Annotated in this window: 13 protein-coding genes and 2 pseudogenes; 5 read left to right on the top strand and 10 right to left on the bottom strand. The window is 57.0% G+C overall.

Annotation, left to right across the window (positions count from 1 at the left end; translation table 11 throughout):
- The first annotated feature begins 164 nt into the window (after positions 1 to 164).
- A complete protein-coding gene (locus AB3X98_RS41515; protein ID WP_368607059.1) occupies positions 165 to 293 on the top strand; it encodes a hypothetical protein in 129 nt (42 codons plus the stop codon).
- A gap of 166 nt (positions 294 to 459) precedes the next feature.
- Positions 460 to 711: pseudogene (locus AB3X98_RS41510) on the top strand (H-NS family nucleoid-associated regulatory protein); the annotation flags it as partial.
- Between the two features lie 166 nt (positions 712 to 877).
- Here the strand turns inward: AB3X98_RS41510 and AB3X98_RS41505 are convergent.
- The 6 genes from AB3X98_RS41505 to AB3X98_RS41480 form a co-directional block, all read right to left on the bottom strand.
- Positions 878 to 1,465 carry a hypothetical protein gene (locus AB3X98_RS41505; protein ID WP_368607058.1) on the bottom strand — a complete coding sequence of 196 codons (588 nt, stop codon included), beginning with the start codon at positions 1,463 to 1,465 and terminating at the stop codon, positions 878 to 880.
- Positions 1,466 to 2,204: 739 nt separating this feature from the next.
- Positions 2,205 to 3,242, bottom strand: coding sequence for a UDP-glucose 4-epimerase GalE (gene galE, locus AB3X98_RS41500; RefSeq protein ID WP_368607057.1), 1,038 nt, complete (start codon positions 3,240 to 3,242; stop codon positions 2,205 to 2,207).
- Between the two features lie 573 nt (positions 3,243 to 3,815).
- Complete coding sequence (locus tag AB3X98_RS41495; RefSeq protein WP_342950349.1) at positions 3,816 to 4,844, bottom strand: IS110 family transposase; 1,029 nt, start codon at positions 4,842 to 4,844, stop codon at positions 3,816 to 3,818.
- 1,378 nt (positions 4,845 to 6,222) lie between these two features.
- The gene (locus AB3X98_RS41490; protein WP_368607056.1) at positions 6,223 to 7,218 is read right to left on the bottom strand and encodes a prephenate dehydrogenase; all 996 of its coding nucleotides are present in this window, start codon (positions 7,216 to 7,218) and stop codon (positions 6,223 to 6,225) included.
- Positions 7,215 to 7,919, bottom strand: coding sequence for a hypothetical protein (locus tag AB3X98_RS41485; RefSeq protein ID WP_368607055.1), 705 nt, complete (start codon positions 7,917 to 7,919; stop codon positions 7,215 to 7,217). The genes AB3X98_RS41490 and AB3X98_RS41485 overlap by 4 nt, the downstream gene beginning before the upstream one ends.
- A gap of 1 nt (position 7,920) precedes the next feature.
- Positions 7,921 to 9,126, bottom strand: a complete 1,206-nt coding sequence (locus AB3X98_RS41480) for a prephenate dehydratase domain-containing protein (protein WP_368607054.1) — start codon at positions 9,124 to 9,126, stop codon at positions 7,921 to 7,923.
- A gap of 609 nt (positions 9,127 to 9,735) precedes the next feature.
- Here AB3X98_RS41480 and AB3X98_RS41475 point away from each other — a divergent pair.
- On the top strand, positions 9,736 to 10,677 hold the full coding sequence (locus AB3X98_RS41475) for a dienelactone hydrolase family protein (protein WP_368607053.1): 942 nt from the start codon (positions 9,736 to 9,738) through the stop codon (positions 10,675 to 10,677).
- Positions 10,678 to 10,993: 316 nt separating this feature from the next.
- Here AB3X98_RS41475 and AB3X98_RS41470 read toward each other — a convergent pair whose 3' ends face one another.
- Positions 10,994 to 11,218, bottom strand: coding sequence for a hypothetical protein (locus AB3X98_RS41470; protein ID WP_368607052.1), 225 nt, complete (start codon positions 11,216 to 11,218; stop codon positions 10,994 to 10,996).
- Between the two features lie 393 nt (positions 11,219 to 11,611).
- Between AB3X98_RS41470 and AB3X98_RS41465 the strand changes: the two genes are divergently transcribed.
- Entirely contained in the window at positions 11,612 to 13,027 is a 1,416-nt protein-coding gene (locus tag AB3X98_RS41465) for a hypothetical protein (protein ID WP_368607051.1), read from the top strand.
- A gap of 18 nt (positions 13,028 to 13,045) precedes the next feature.
- Here AB3X98_RS41465 and AB3X98_RS41460 read toward each other — a convergent pair whose 3' ends face one another.
- The 3 genes from AB3X98_RS41460 to AB3X98_RS41450 form a co-directional block, all read right to left on the bottom strand.
- Positions 13,046 to 13,276, bottom strand: coding sequence for a hypothetical protein (locus AB3X98_RS41460; protein WP_368610446.1), 231 nt, complete (start codon positions 13,274 to 13,276; stop codon positions 13,046 to 13,048).
- Positions 13,277 to 13,730: 454 nt separating this feature from the next.
- A complete protein-coding gene (locus AB3X98_RS41455; protein ID WP_368607049.1) occupies positions 13,731 to 14,687 on the bottom strand; it encodes a hypothetical protein in 957 nt (318 codons plus the stop codon).
- Positions 14,688 to 15,008 carry a hypothetical protein gene (locus AB3X98_RS41450; protein ID WP_368607048.1) on the bottom strand — a complete coding sequence of 107 codons (321 nt, stop codon included), beginning with the start codon at positions 15,006 to 15,008 and terminating at the stop codon, positions 14,688 to 14,690.
- Between the two features lie 887 nt (positions 15,009 to 15,895).
- Between AB3X98_RS41450 and AB3X98_RS41445 the strand changes: the two are divergent.
- Positions 15,896 to 16,171: pseudogene (locus tag AB3X98_RS41445) on the top strand (transposase); the annotation flags it as partial.
- Between the last annotated feature and the right edge of the window lie 521 nt (positions 16,172 to 16,692).

The following is a 16,692-nucleotide window of genomic DNA, read 5'->3' as shown; positions in this document are numbered from 1 at the left end:
AGCACCGAACACCAATTCCGGAACTCTCCGAAACCGTTCGACTTCAAGCGAAACGGCTGTTCATCTTCCTCCGGAAACGCTGTTCGACTTCAACCGAAATCCGTGTTCGGCTTCGCCGAAATACGCAGCTTACAGTCGATGATGTCCGAGGTAGATCCCGCCAGTTGACTGCGAAAATTCGTGACCCAAAGACGGGTCGCGTGTGGGCTCGACGCGGTAGAAAGCCTTCATGGGTTGACGCTGCGCGCAGTGAGGAAAACTTACCCCCTACGCGGCAAGAGTCCACGTTCTGACATTCGAGCCGTTCCTGGGCAGACAGAGCTGTCGTGAGACAACGTGAGTAGGGGGCTCACATCTGGCGCGGATACGCGAGAGGTCCTTGTAGCAACGGGTCGGGGTGGCAACTTTCGACTGTTCGCAGGCTCAATTGGCTGGGCTTGAAGCGAGCAGCCAGCGGAAGCGTGGCGCGCTGAATCTCAAGTCGTTCTCGTGGACATTGGCGAGAAGGTCAATGAATGTGGGTATTCCTGGCGTGACATCTTTGGAGCTCATAGTGTGTCCACGAGCAGGATGTCGAAAGGTAAGCTACCAGCGAAGTCCCTTGATCCAAAGACAGCAGCGACGTGGTCGGGGAGAGACGGGGATCCGGCCTGGATCGCGGAGGCGAAGAATCGCGCGCGCTTCCTGACAAAGCGATGGTATTTACGATAGCTCGGGATGCGGTGAGCGCTCCGACTGGACTTGATCGTTAACGCAATTCATGGAGGTCGATATTCGGAGACGCCAATTCGGCGATCCGAACCGGTAGCATTGACGGGATTGCTCTGCAATTGAGGGGCGTCTCGATCAAGCTATCAGTATCGAGCGATAGAAATACTCAGTGTAGCAGGGTCGGTTCATCAATGACGGAGTGTTCGTTCAGGAGGCTTTTCGCCCATTTGATCGAAGATGCAGACAGATTGGGTACGTGTCTAACAACCGTTTCCAGTGCAGCAATATGCGCACTCCAAAAGTCGTTTAGCTCTTCAGGCTCTGGATGTTGCGCGAAGAGGCATTTGACAGCCGCCATTATTGTACACAGCAGAATTCCACGGGATTCTTCCTCGATCGAGTGTGCGCCATGCTTTGAAGATGGATGTTCACCTTCGTCAAGTGCCTTTGTGCAGTTGAGCTGATCGAATTCGGACATAAGTGTGTCCAGCTCGGACTGGGCGGCTCTCCAGTACGCCTCGGACGAATCGCTACCCTTGGAGGCCGCGAATATCGCCTCCGCGGAGCGCCGAAACGTTTTGGCAGAGGCGTTCCGATTTGTGCGGTTGGTGACTATCTGCACGATCTCGGAAAGTGCGAGTATGTGTATGCGGAGTATAAGCTCAAGCGCCGTATTCTGAGCTAACAGTTGATGGACTTCTTTCTCCAGATTGCGGATGCTATCGACAAATGAATCATATTGATCGTTATTCATATAGCGTGATAATGTTAGAATTTTCTGTTTTATAAATGACCGATCTGGCTGTTAATTCATTGCGACATTTCGCCTGGATATCGATCACGTTGCCGACGAAGTCGATTGCATCAACGTTTTGCGATGAAGATTGGTGTGCCTCAAAGTTGAGCGAACGTTTCGATGTTTTGTTCGTGAGCTATTCACGGGAACGCGACTGCAACTTCGCGGTTCTGGTCTCTCATGTCGGTGGTCGACCAAGCGTGAAGTGGATTCGACAGCGCCAGTTAAGGTGGATTCCGTGCGGTTCGAAGGAGATCGCGAGTATTTATTGAACGTCCGGATGACAGAATAGGACGCTGACTGAGCAAGCGGGAGGATTTTGATGTGCACCCATTTCTGGCCAGTTTGGTTGCTGGCACGTTTGTGCTGGTCATCGCCACATTCAGGGTTGCAGCCCGTCGGCGCCGCCAACGGCGACGCGACGAACTGATGCGCAACCTTAATCATCACGAGTGGTACCACGGTTCGCGACCACGGCGCCGGGGCGGGGCAACGCGCTAGCGCTGAGTCGTTCATGTGGGGCGAGTATCCCAATCGGTTTCGCGTACCTGGCATAGAGGTCGACGCGAAGGCGAGAGAGGGTGACGCACTGAGCACACATGCAACTCCCTCCGGCATTGACTTTCGCAAGCCGATTGATTCGTGTGGTGCCAGTGACGCAAGTGTGAACGCATGCATTGAAATGCTATGCATACCCTTACGGATTTTTTTCTTGCCAGCGCCAGTGATCGATGCACATGCGCTCGATGCCGTATTCTGCCTTCCAACCGATGAGTGATTGTGCCCTCGCGGGATTGGCATAACACTCGGCGATGTCGCCGGGACGGCGGTCTACGATTTCATACGGTACAGTACGTTCGCACGCCTGCTCGAAGGCCTTCACGACTTCGAGGACAGTGTAGCCGCGTCCAGTGCCCAGGTTCACGATGAAACCCTGGTCTCGCGCAGCCAGCGCATCGAGCGCTTTTAGATGTCCGTTTGCCAGATCCACAACGTGGATGTAGTCCCGCACGCCTGTACCGTCTGGCGTCGGGTAGTCGCCGCCGAACACGCGCAGTTTTGGCAGCTTGCCGACAGCCACCTGCGCGACAAACGGCATAAGGTTGTTCGGGATACCGGCGGGGTCTTCGCCAATCAGGCCGCTCTCGTGCGCGCCCACCGGATTGAAATAGCGCAACACCGCGATACGCCGCGACGGATCTGAGATCGCGACGTCACGCAGGATCTGCTCGGCGATGAGCTTTGATTGTCCGTATGGGTTGGTTGCGGTGAGCATGTAGGTTTCGTCGATGGGCGAGCGCTCCGGCGCGCCATACACCGTCGCCGAAGAACTGAACACGAACTGCTTGCAGCCGTACCTGCGCATCACGTCCAGGACCGTGAGCAGACATTCCAGGTTGTTGCGATAGTACTCGATCGGTTTGGCCACAGATTCGCCGACGGCTTTGAGTGCCGCAAAGTGGATCACGCCAGTGATTTTATGTGTCTCGAAGATGCGCGTAAGCGCCCGTGCGTCGCGCACATCTTCTTCGTAGAAGGTGAGTTGTTTTCCTGTGATCTTCTGGACGCGCGCGAGCGATGCCCGGTGGCTATTGACGAGATTATCTACGACGACAACGTCGATGCCTGCCTGCAGTAGCGCCACGCAGGTGTGTGAGCCGATGTAGCCAGCGCCGCCAGTGATGAGGATTGTGCTTTTGGTGTTCGTCGCCGAGAAGGAGTTTGCTGGAGTCATCAGATATTTTCAGAGCTTCATACCGGTGGGATTGCGGATCTGTTCGGGCAGATTCTCAGATCTGCGTCGCAGCGCCTGCACGGTGGCAAGGAGCCGCTGAAAAGCAACCAACTGGCCACTCACCTGCAGAGATTGACAGGCTTCTAACCTACCACGTGCTGCAAGGTAAGTCGGGGTGATTGCCGTATAGTGGAATGTTTTGGCGAGTTTGGTCTACGTGACCATTTTGACTGAGGTTCGGTCGGTTAAGCGTGAAAGCTACATCTTGTCATTGAAGCAATGCCGTCAGAACGATCGGTGAGCAAAAAAAAATCTATGGTCACCCCCGTTTTTGCAACCTTGATCGTTGACGTTGTGGTTGGCTTGCCTAAATCTATCCGGCGTCGTTGTGGGGATCACTCCCCGCGCCACGATGAGAGTCGCGCCTGATGGTCCTTAAAACCGCCGCGGCTTCGAGAGCCGATTTTTTTAACAGGTTGTCCGTCAGGCCGGTATGCCGTTCACGTCATCAAAGTTCAGCGGTCGCAAAACCAGGTGGGGGACTGCGGTAAAGCGTGGTTGGGGATCGGGCGCTCAGGCCGGCGCGTTGAGGCCCGGTCGCGCATCGAACGTGCCGTGGCGAGTCGCCAGTGCCCAGGCGGTGCGCGCCAGCTTGTTCGCCAGCGCGCAGGCCACGACGTTCGAGTGTCGGCGCGTGAGCATGGCGCGCACCCACTCGGCGAGCCGGCCACTCTGCCGATGGAGCTGCTGCATGTAGACGCGGGCGCACTGCACCAACAGGCGCCGGATGTTCTTGTCACCCCTCTTGCTGATGCCCAGCAGGTTCGCCCTGCCGCCCGTGCTGTATTGGCGCGGCACCAGTCCGATCGACGCGGCAAAGTCGCGGCTGCAGCCGTATTGCTTGCCGTCCCCCATTTCGGCGGAGAGCACGCTCGCCGTGATCGGACCCACGCCGGGGATCGTCAGCAAGCGCTGGCCGAGATCGTCGTCGGCGAGCTGGCGCGCCATCTCCTTGTCGATCTCGGCGATCTCCTCACTGAGGTACTTGAAGTGCGCATGCAGGCGCTCGAGGATCTCGATCAGGCGCGGCGGCAGCGTATGCTCGGCCAGCACGGCCGGCAGTCGCTTGATGACGGATTGCCCGACCGGCAGGCTGATGCCGAACTCAAGTAGAAAGCCGTGGATTTGGTTAACGGCCTTCGTGCGGTCACGAATCAACGAATCGCGCACACGGTGCAGTGCCGAGAGCATTTGCTGCGATTCGGTCTTCGGAGTAACGAACCGCATGGCCGGGCGCGACGCGGCCTCGCAGATCGCTTCGGCGTCCACGAAGTCATTCTTGTTACCCTTGACGAACGGCCGCACGAACTGCGGCGAGATCAGTTTGACCTGATGCCCGAAGCCCGCTAGCTTGCGGGCCAGGTGATGGGCGCCAGCGCACGCCTCCATGACCACCGTGCAGGCGTGAAACGCGGCAAAAAACTCAATCAGCTGCTTGCGCCCCACCTTCTTGCGAAACACGGCCTGGCCGTGCCGGTCCTGGCCGTGAAGGTGAAAGGAGTGCTTGCCCAGATCGATTCCAACCAGCGTCACATCCTGCATGATGGCCTCTCCAGAAAAGAAAACACCCTACAGCGTAACCCGCGTGTAGGGTGGGGGTGACCATCTCATTACCGCCAGGCATTGCCAGCCTGGCGGTGCGAGTCCGGGTTCGATCTAGTTCGGGGGGGGGGGCCGACCCGGTGGACCACATTAGGCTCTGGGCAGCACGAGCCAAACGTGATCGAGAATTTAACAGACGGGTTTGCCGTTTCGATTTCAATGGCGTTCATATGCCAGATTTTGGCCGACTGGTCCAGGTCCTGCGAGTTTGACGGCATCTTTACTTTACGAGCGATGAATATCCGTCATCTGTGAATGACTTGAGAATCGCGTGTCGTTTTTTCGGTGTCCTTCGTCGGAATATTTGTAGATGAGGTAAATGAGCCGGAAAACTGAAGATATCCAGCTCGGAACGATGAGCCCACGCTCTAGTTGTGTCACGCGAAACTGCAAACTGCGTTCCATTGAATATGTGCCGCCGAGGAAATCGCCTTCATGCTGATCGCTGTTCCGATGGCATGTGACACAGAATCTGAAGGTGTGTTCGCGGTGCCAACCCGGCCCCCCGAAACCGCTGGCGAAATAGGAACAATAGTTAGCGAATATCACGTACAGGTAGTATCGCGGCAAGCGGGTTTCGACGCGCTCATGAAGTGGTTTCGGCAACATTCGGTGACGCGCTTCTACTAGTACTGATCGGACAATACCGTCGACCTTTTCGCAAGAGACCGAATGGCGCGAGTTGGCGTGGTAGTTTGAGTGCTCTCTCCGCTGACGGGTATCGGCAACCGGTCACCACCCGTCAGCTCCCTTGCCGCACCGTCGTTGGTGACGGTGCGGCTTTTTTTTTGACTGAGCATAGTCTTCCGCCGTCCCGACAGCTATTAGCAACGAGGCATCCTTGGTGTTCTTCACTGGATCCGGAAGCCGCCCAACTCCGCATGGAACCCGGCCTGCCTCGATAGCCACTTAGAATCAGCAATTTGCGCGTCGCGCTCGCCCAAGGCAAAACCATGTTGATCGCTAAAGCGAGCCGGGATTATTAGTCCCTGTGGTGTCAAAAGGTAGTGAGGCTACTTGCGGTTTTAGCAAACGTACTTCGCTGGCAGGTCGCTCTTGACAGAAGCGGTCAGCGGAGACCCGAGCCATTGCGAGCTTTCGACCCAGCGAAAGGGCTATGGCATCTTGCAGAGCGGGCCTGCCATTCGCGCGACGTTTCGAGCGACAATTGATCGGCTGAAGCCGCCATCCTGCGATCGGTGGTCGTGCGTCGGCTGCAAGTTGATTTGTTGGTATTCGCAATTCGGTGTCGACGACTGGCGGTCACTCCACGCGGAGCCTCTCCTGCTGACGGAGCCTTAACGTGGCACGGCAATCGTCAATGATCCAGGCTTCTGAAGTGCTCGTATTCAGTTACCACTTCGAGGGACTTACCGCTCCATGTGATATTTTTAATAGAATGGCCGGAGTTTGTCAGACTTTTCAGAAAGAACTCGAATTTAGAGATTGGAATAGTCTGCGACGTGACCGCGACTTCGCGTCCCTCCGTAAGGGCAGAACTGCGTAGCGCGTCGTAGATGAGCTCAGACATCATTTCCATGTCACCAGATCGCAATGCCCTAGCGATGTCGTGAAGCGCGTCCGTAACTGCGCATATCAAAGGTAGCAATGTGTGTCGGTTAAGAAGAAGTAGATCGCGAATGAAGTTGGGGTCCGACTGTAGAACACGAGTTGCGCTTCGAAAGGACCCCGCGGCCAGTGTTAGCTTGCTTTCGCAATCGTTAGGCGCAACCGATACCTTGCCAAGAGAAACGGCAAGGGCATGAGGTAGGGCGCTTATTAGGGAGACTGCTTCATCATGCCACGCAACGCCGCAAATCTGCACGCGAGCGCCTAATGTTGTAATGACCTGGATGAGTGGAATAATCCTATCGACGTCTAGCGGACCGTCCGCTATCAGAATCCATTGTGCGCGCATGAAAAGTTCGGGGTCGGAGGAAGCGAAGCCATAGCCCTGAGTACCAGCCATCGGATGTCCTGGTATGAGAAATGAACATCCTTCTGGTTTGATGAATGTTCCATTTTTGTACGACGCAACATCCGTGACTGTAGGTGGCGAGCCGGCGCTATCAAGCATCTCGACGACTTGTTGAAGTACTGGCATATTGGCGTTTAAACTGACACAGACAAACACTATCGAACTCACCCCGAGTACTTCACGGAGGTCCGCAGCAATCCCAATCCCGGATGTCCGTGCCAACTCCAGTGCAGAGCGGTCCGTATCGGTACCGATTACCGAGATTCCACGGGATAAAAGGCCCTGTGCGATCGAGCCTCCAATCTGACCCAAACCCACGACGCCGATCGTCGTCACTTCGCTGCCTTTATCAGTTTGCTTTGGGAACGTAGATCGTTCCATATCTGATGGAAGCGCCGATATCTGTACATTTTGAGATCACCTACGCGTACGTCCCGATCCGGTACCTTGGCGTCATCGTTGATCTTCGTCGACTCCCAAATGCCCGTCATGATTCCAGAATCGGGCGACGGCGAGATCGAAAGTATGCCTTTTCTGGCACTGTACTTCTCGGAGCCAATGTGAACTTGATAGATGAGCGTAAGCTTGTCATCCTTGAAACTCGTGACTATTCCGTCGGCAGTGCCGAACGGGGCTGTGTCACCCGTCTGTTTCATGGCTGAAAAAGCGTCATCACCGTTTCGATATAAGTTAACGGAGTAGGTTAGCGTCGTGCCACCGGCCCAAAAACCGCGTGGTGCGATTACGGCGATGCCGAAGTTTCCTGTGGTTGATTCATATACCCATCGCCCGATGATTCTTCGCGCGAAGAATCGATATAAAAATTGTTCGAGTAAAACGATGAGCAGTCCAATTTTTAATCCCGCAAAGGCCGCAGCTAATAAGCTAGATACAAAGGGCCAAGACGGGCGAGATATGTCTCCTCCAGGTGCGATCCAGAGCAGAAAATCCGGGATCCGATCATCTATCGATTTAACGATTGCGAAAGCAATCAGTGCGATAGATACGGCAAATTGTCGAATAGACCTGTCATTCATATTATTTTTCTCTATTGCCTGAAACCATCGCTTCGAAAGCTTGCTTCGATAACAAGCCCGGGAGACTAGGGTAAGGCGCAGTAGGTCCGACCTGATCACCTGGCGCAGCATACGCGCCTAGGACTTTGAGACGGTATCCCTTGTCGTAAAGGAGCTCCACTGCCTTGCGAGTGGATCCATCCATAGGTGTGCCTGCGGCTGTGATGATAAAGACATACTGGCCCACGGCAATCTTTGACGGACGGGAATGGATGGAGAATATATTGACCCTATTCCTAGCAAAGGCGCCAGTCAGTTCAGCAAGTACGCTACGTGACTCCGATGGCGGCAGAATTGCCAGCATGCATTTGCAGTCGCCAGTCGGTGCATCGAAGTGACGGGACAGCATGAGAAACCTTGTGTACGCGCCTCTGAAATCTTCTATGTTGCTTTCGATTGTGTTGAGACCGAATTGGCCTCCTGCAGACGGCGACGCAATCGCCCCGTAGCGCGCATCTCCTCGTTCAGCAACGATGCGGCATGCGTCAGCAGTGGAGTTTGCACCTTGCTCTGTCAGTGCTGTCTCGCCGGCCTGCTGAAACTGCGTGCCCGTGATGTCCAACTCCCCTGAGGGCGCGCCAGAAGCACTCAACGTGTGGACTGACTCGGGCGCCTCGGTCGCTCTGGTGCCGCAGTGCGGCCATGCGACGACACTGTTCAATTGGGTGGGCGTCCCGGATGCATCGACGGGCTCCGATTCGAACGCGTTATAGACGAAGCATTGATCGATGAAGCGCGGCGGCGGCACTTCTTTAGAGGCGTTCTCCTGTTTTCCGTGCGGCGATGATGTGGGTTGGTCGTACTTGATGATATGCGACACGAAGAGTGACTTGCGATCGTCCTCATAGAGCTTGATCAACTCCTTGGTCGATCTAGCGAGGCCCTGGCTCCGCTCTCCCTGGATGTAGGCCGCTTTCGGATCCGCGATCCTGTTAGCCGGGACTGGTCCGCCGACAATGTTTCTTGGGCTTTTCTCGATCGCCAGCACGTAACCGGGATAATGCAGGGCTTCACCTTTCGGGAAATAGAGCGTGGAGTGAAACTGCCGTTCGTACAAGCCGGCTACATCGAGATTCTTTTCCTGTGGGTCAAGGACAGTCTGGATGTCCCCGCACGAGGTTACGAACAGTAAGGTGGACGCTGCCACGATGAACCGAGAGATAGCCATTGCGAACTCCGATCTCTTCTATTGACATCCGGGATTGGCCGGGTAGTTCACAGGAAGGAGGAAGCCACATTTTGTTAATCAGTATTGCTTATATATTTGAACGTTCGTTGCGGAATTTATGATTTGCCTTGGTTCCTATCCCGGGAAGTAGACAGGCGAGGCGAAACGGCCTCGGATTAGAATAAAGGCTAGTTAGGCAAACATAAGTCCACTAGGCGGATTGCGGGCGAAGTGTGGGCTGCCGAACGGAACGATATACTGACTCATGCAGAAGTGCTGTGCATCGTAAGTCATTGGTAGGGTTCGTCGAGGAGCCCGGAGCGGAGGGCTGGTCCGTGCTTGCACATCCTTTGTCCGGGGGGCGCGATCCGCATGCCATTCGAACGCCACGTTCGGGGGCTCAACGTCAGTCGATCGCGTTGGCTTGCATTTCAACCGACCGGCGATGCCACGTTTGATGCCTGCCATATTCGAGCGAATTCCTCGTTCAATCCGTATAAACACGATGTCTTGATTTTTAAATCGGTGTCCTACTCTAGAATGCGTATTGCCATGCTGATGGTGAGCCGAACACGGTTTTAATAAGCCTTTGGGGTGGAGGAAACGGGCATGAGTCGAGGCGGAAGACGGCGGTTCATCAAACTCGCGGCAGCCGGAACCATTCTGGCCGGCACTTCGGCAGGTGCCGACGGGCCGGGCATCCGAAAGATCATGCCGGATCAGAGCATGCAGAAGCTCGGGTTTTCGAGTTACAACTTCACCGACGGCGCCTTCGAGCACACGGTGTATGTCAAGGGCGCGGGACCAGTCGTCATCGTGATGCACGAGTTGCCGGGCTTCAATGAATACACGGTGCGATTCGTCGACCGGCTCGTCGAGCACGGGTTTGGCGTGCATGCTCCGCACCTGTATGGACCGATGATGTGGTCTGCGTCGATCTTGAACTATGCGCGTTTGTGCATCAGCAAAGAGTTTGGCTACCTCCGTACCAATCGCTCGGCGCCGGTGTGCGACTGGCTTCGCGCGCTCTCGCGTTCGCTCGCTCAGGACAATTCGATTGGGCGCATCGGCTTGATCGGAATGTGTCTGACCGGCGCCTTCGTCATCCCTGTGGTGATCGAGACCGGCGTGCACGCGGGCATCATCTCGCAGCCGGCTATTCCGATCTCGCTGCGCTATGTCGCGACGAGCGGAAGCGCTGGCGATGGGGACTGGATGAGGGAAATGAATGTCTCGAATGCGGACCTCGAATCGGCCGCGAAACGCTGCGCACGGGATGGCGTAGCCATCATGGTGCAACGCTTCAAGAATGACGTCTTGAGCGTGCATCCGCGCGTCGAAAGAATCGTCGAGGTGTTCGGCTCCAATGCGACGCTTCACGAGTACGACAATTCCGGCACGGACCCGCATCCGCACGCGATACTCACCTATGAATACGACGCAGCCGGCGATGACGATCCGGTGAATTCGCAAGCACCGAATTCGACGCGCGTCGCCTTGCAGAGAGTGGTTGCGTTCCTGCATGAGAATCTCGACGTTCAACCGACGTAAGCCCGGTCGGAGACCGTCCATGTGTAAATTGTCTTTTTGACGCAAAAACAATGGATTCCCCCGGATGAGGCTGCTGAAGGTCGCGTCAGGTGTCGAGAAGTACAAAGGGCATTATTGCAACTAACAGGCAAATTTCTTCCAAACTGGCCACCACCTTTCGGCGACTGCGCTGGCCGGTGGGTGAGCAACGGCGCCATTGCAGATGCCACGGCCTTTGTGGAGCAGGCTGCTGCACGTAGTTTGCATGTAGGAGCGCCGCGGTGCTGCAACACAACGTTTGCGACGCGGAGGCCTCAATGGCGGTTGCGGAGCAATTCTACTCGCTAGCTACTTGAGGAATCCTTATCGGAAAATCGATTGATACAACGTCCACAATAGCGTCACTGCCGTTGGTGGTTGTGGCGGGATGCGTGATCGGGTTCGTGTAGCGATTCGACGAGCGCTGCGGCGCGCAATCGAAGCGCGCGAACGCAGCGAGCTCGCGGCCGAAGTCCAGCACGAGCGTTTCATGCCGTGCCAGCCCGACGCGCACCGTAGCCATACGAGCTGGTGCGGTGCGATCAAGAGTGCGCCGACACAACCACCGCCGCGCCGCATGTCGCTGCGGATGACCGGTGGCGCGCCGGTAGCGTTTTGCACGGCGAGCGGGAGTCCCTCGTGGTGAGGCGCTGAGGTCTTCGTCCCACAACTACATCATCGAACGCATCGAACGATCGTGTCTGGGGCGAGCGTCCGGGGGCAGCCGCGCACATTTGCGGACATCTCCCTGCATGGCAGAATGCGCGGAACGCGCTACTCGTCGGCGATTTGCGCGACGACAAGCCACAACTAATGTTCGAAGTTCGTGCGGTTGCGAACGTTCGTCTTCGAAAAATGAACCTATATCCATGTAGTGGACGTCGCCGCTGGCCGCCCAAACGCTGAGGAGGCACGCATGGACCTTCTGAAACTTTCTGTTTGCGCAGCGGCGGTGGCGGCCGCTACGTTCGCCGGTTGCTCCTTGTACAACAAGCGATATGAAACGGCCAATCTCGCCCCGCCGCCGTACGATCTGAAGATCGTCCAGATCGACGATTTTGGCTCGTTCTGGGACGCTACGAGGGCGAATCAAACGCTTGAAGAAATCAAACAGGCGACGCAAGAGGGCAACGTTCTAGTCGTGCTGTTTATCCACGGCTGGCATCACAACGCCGCGGACGACGATGAGAACCTGCTCGATTTCAATAAGACGTTGCAGGCGCTGAGCAACGTGATCAATACACCGGTGCGACAGGCGCTGCGCGAGCAACTGACCGGGTCGAAGGAACTGCGCCTGATCGGCGTCTATATGGGCTGGCGCGGGCGGTCGTTGCCGGGCTTCCTCGACTACGCGACGATGTGGTGGCGCAAGAGTGCGGCCGAGCGAGTCGGAGACGGAGATGCGTCGGAGTTTATCGAGCGCCTCGACCGGATCTATCTTCGCCGCAACACATCGCCCCCCGATAGCGGGCCGGCGGAGCCGAAGCCCACCATGGGGCTCGTCACGATCGGCCACAGCTTCGGCGGACAAGTCTTGCTTCGCGCGATCGCGCGCTCATTCGAGTATTCGCTCGCCGAGCGCGCTCCCTGTTTCGCCAACGTTCTGAAACCTGTCTCGGATCCCCGCGCGGCCGTCGCCGAGCACACCCCGGTCGATAGCCTCGGCGACCTGAACATCCTCGTCAATCCGGCAACCGAGGCGTACCAGTTTGCCCGGATCGACGCGCTGTACCGGCAGTTGGCTTACCCCGAGACGCAGACGCCGCAGGTCGTCGTTTTTTCCGCGGACAACGATGTCCCGCGTAAATCGTTTTTCCCGATTGCACGCGTCTTGACGCGGCCTTTCCGGCCGGGCTTTCGCCCCGATGACGATAACTATCAGGGCGCGCTGTGGGGCAAGGCGCTCGGCGAGTTGCCGCAGCAACAGACACACGACCTAAGCCTCGTGCAGCGTCCCGATTCACTGACCGACGCGGACTATGCCGGACCCAATCCAGGCGCGAAGATCGAGGCGTTCGATTTCACCGGCGCGGAGGTTGTCTTCAAAGGCGTGGGGCTGACACCGGTCCAGCAGCACGTCCCCGGCGGCCCGAATTTCACGCCGTTCAGCCCGGTCGTCGTTGCCGTCACCCATCAGGACATCATCGATGGACACACCGGCATCTTTGGCGAGACGTTCAGAAATTTTCTGGTCGATTACGTCGCATACGTCGAGGGCAAGCGGGCGCTGTTGAAGTTCCGCAAGCACGTCCAGTTGCGTTCGGGCATGCCCGCAGCCGGGCAGCCGCCGGCGGTGCAGTCGGTGTCCGCGGCGGTGCAGGTTTGCCCGTGAGATGGGCTCCTCGACGCCTCAGCCAACCGGCGCCGAACCGCAATACCGTCGCAGCCATGCAATATTCGGGGTGGTCGCGATCCCCGGCGCCGTATCGAGCACGACGCGCCCATTGACCGACCGCTCGACACCCCTAGCGATCGGCGTTTGCAACTGTTCGCGCAAGATTCGCCATTCTTCCAACGGACGATCGCAGCGCAGCGGTTCTTCGACGCACGTCAGCGCATACTCATCGAGCAGTTCAGCCATCGAGAGCGCCGTGTCGATCGAGGCACTCCGTCCAATCGATGGATCCATCGCCGGCGAGCTTGTTGAGACGTTCGAATCGGACATCAACGCGGCCGTGTTTCTCGTGAGCCAGGCGATCGCGTTTGGCGGAAGCTCCGCCCTTGAGATGTTGTCGCAGGGACAGCGAGCCCGAGTGATGCGGACCGTCCATCATCTGCGATATGGCCTGTGCGCGTTAGCCGCACATGAAACCTGGACTTGTGGGCAATCGCCTGCGTTAAAACTCGAACACAGTGGGCGCGGGCGGCAAGCGACGACAGAGGCCGGATCACGCGGCCCTGACTACCCGACATCGGAGCTGATGGGAGCCCCTTTAGAGACGACTCGCCGCTGCTGATGGCGTACGTCGCTTGCCGATGGAGTTGAGCCGTACCTCACACGGGCCGATTTGCGTGGCGTTACTTTCACGATCGGTCTACCGGGGCGGCGATGGCTTATCGGGAGGGTCGAGGCTAAAAATTCGCGCTATCAGTGCCTCGATCATGCGGAAGAACCCGTCCGCACCGTAGGCGGCAAGGAACGCAATCGCAGGCGTCGACAACGCTAACATGCCAGCGCCGGAGTTCACCGCGGGAACGGAGTCGGGCCTGAATAACAGCCCAGTCGCCGTCCCGGCAATAGCACCGAGGATCAGGCGGATAGCGATAAGCGTTTCATCTCGAGGAGCCAAAGTGCTACCGGTGACGCGGTTTCCAATGTTGCGCAGGAAGTACGCGATTGCGCCGAGGAGACCGAAAAAAACCGGCAATACATAGTTCGTGTATGCAGACAGAACCAGCTTGACTGACTGGACGTTTTCAGGATGACCTTCCCTCCATGATGGTTCTATTGAAGCCGGGAAGATCCATATCTGCGTCAAGAATCTGTAACGTTCAGCGAACGCCGCGACGTCCTTGATCGACTTCTCGTAGAGTGCTTGGTTAAAGGATCGCTGATTGCATAGAAGCTTCATTTTGCTACTGCGTTCTGCTATTGTTCGCACGTCGCACAGCAAGTCCGCAGTGCCCTTCGCAAGAGTAGGAGCCCCGCTTGCGTTTTCTGCCTTTTCCGAATCGACCTGCGTGTATATCTGACTTATCGAGTCGTCAACTGCTTTATGGGCTTCCTCGAACCGAGCGGTCAACACTGTTCCGTATACGACGATCGCCAAGATTACCGTAGAGATAATGGTCCACACCCAACCGAAATACCGCATGAGCGTATGAAGCGATTGCAGTCCTTTCGCACTCGCGACAAGGCCGGGATAAGCCATTTCGGAGCGGGAATATCCAGCGTCATTCTTGGCTGAATGGTCATTGGACTCGTGCTTCTGCAGGAACATGCGCGTGTAGGCGATCGTCAGGCCGGACGCTGGATACGCTAGCGCGTTCAATTAGTCTTTCACACAAAGAAGGAGTGCTGCATTGTATGCCTTCACCCGCTTATCTTCCGCCGACGGGGGCGGATATCGTAGCTCGCAAATGCGCTCAATTGTCTGGTGCGCTGTCAGCGTGCAATCCGCACCGGCTGGTCCCGGAATCTTGATGTCGCCCATATCCCAAATATGAACATCGGGGCGCCCGGATACATAGTCCAAGAGCAAGTGAACCTCATTGAGATCGCGAACAAAAATAACCTCCGCGAGCCTTGATGTCCTTGCTGTGACATCGCGATCGGGCTCGGTCTCGGGAGCCGGATTTGCCAGTCGGTCCATAGGGGCCTCCATCAATTTGCAGCTGTCGCAGGAAGGCGTTGCCGATGATCGGTGTATGTGCGGCATCATCGAGTGAGCCTTGCTCAGCAAAATGTTATGTGGCTCTTCTGGAGAGAATTTGACTTCGATCAAGTAGGCATGTGGGGCGAAAGTCCCGCGGCCGCGGCAGAATAGACGGGCGACTGGAACACAGAGAGACACAGAAAGCGACCAGCGTATGGGCGAAGAGAAGTTGCAGAGGCTTCTCCGTCGCCAAGAGCGCCAGAGGCAGAGCTTTTGGTCACACGGAGATGGTGTGGTGGGATCGACCGGCGGCAGCCAAATGATGTTCGAATGTCTCTGCTGTCCCGGCGATGAGAGTTCGACGCCGGCCGTTCGCAGTTGACGGCCGCTGTGACAAGTTTAATGCCAGCGACGCTTGCACTTTTAATCCGGTCTACGGCGCTCCGGCTAGCTTCCCAGTAAAGACCGAAGCAAACGAAAGGGGCGGAAACAGAGAAACCAAACCGAACGCTACTGCGCCACAACTCGACTCCACCGTTCTCACCCTTTCTCAGGGCCCGGCTCAAATGTCACTTGCTCGTCTTGGGAAAGAAGGTCGGATAGTTCAGAAGCGGAGCGGCGCTTCATCTTCTTTTCGAGCTTGCGATCGTACTGCTGGTCGTTGGCCTCTGAGGCATGAGCCTTGCGGGCGTACTGCTGGACGAAGCGACTAAGCTCGCCAGCCGGCCGAGTTTTTGTGCGGTTCGTAGCCGTGTGTGGATCCGGCGCTAATCCAAGTCACGTCTTGCGTCAGCACCCGTCGCCGAAATATGGGCACGCACTCAATGAGCCATGTAGACTCACTTCCCGTCCGCTGATGTCAGTAGTTCGACATCCACGGTTACCGGCGTATTCGACGATGGGAACACGAAGCGGTGCTTGAGGCGATGCAGTCCAGGCTGGATCGCCAGCTCGACGCCATGACGATGCGACGGCGGACGGTCGAGCACGTGTTCGACACACTCAAGCACTGGATGGGTGCGACGCACTTCCAGACGCGCGGACTTGGTCATGTCGGCGCTGAAATGAGTTTGCATGTGCTGGCCTACAACCTCAAACGCGTCATCAGGATTCTCGGGTTCGCAAAGACGATGCGTGCAATGAAGCTGGCAGGCGCGTGAACTCGCGCGCCGACGCTGTTCGTCGGCAAATGCAATTACGCTATCTGTCCGTGTGCCGCCCCAGCGCAATCGCGCTCCCAACCGAGAGTCGCCGATAGTGTGTTCCGCGTGTTTTTACACACCCTCGGCCGTATCCAGCCCGATTGCTGACTCGTGCGGCTGGCGGTTCACCGCGTGACGGCAAATTCGCCCGGGAAGACTGAGCACAGTGCCGTGCCAGCGTCCGCCTTCGCGCGAGGACCCAGGATCCCGATCGTACGCAACGCCCTTGTGCAGGGGCTGCACCGGGGATCCGTTGCACCGGCCAGCGAAGGTATGGCTTCCCCTCTTTGGCGCAGCTAACGGTCATCTCCGCCAGCACTCCACAACCGCCGGTTCCCGGCGCGTAACCCGGCTAGTCCATTGAACCATTGAAATTGCACCGATCTAATAGTGCATGGGCAAGATGAATCTGAGTGAGACCGAGCGCGAAGAACTGATGTCGATGCAGCGCAGCCGCACGATGGCCGTCGGCCACGTGA

It is taken from the genome of Paraburkholderia sp. BR14312, assembly GCF_040948675.1.
In the GTDB taxonomy this organism is placed as follows: Bacteria; Pseudomonadota; Gammaproteobacteria; order Burkholderiales; family Burkholderiaceae; genus Paraburkholderia; species Paraburkholderia nodosa_A.
The sequence above is the reverse complement of the archived record's forward strand: the minus strand, read 5'-3'. Positions and strand labels throughout refer to the sequence as shown.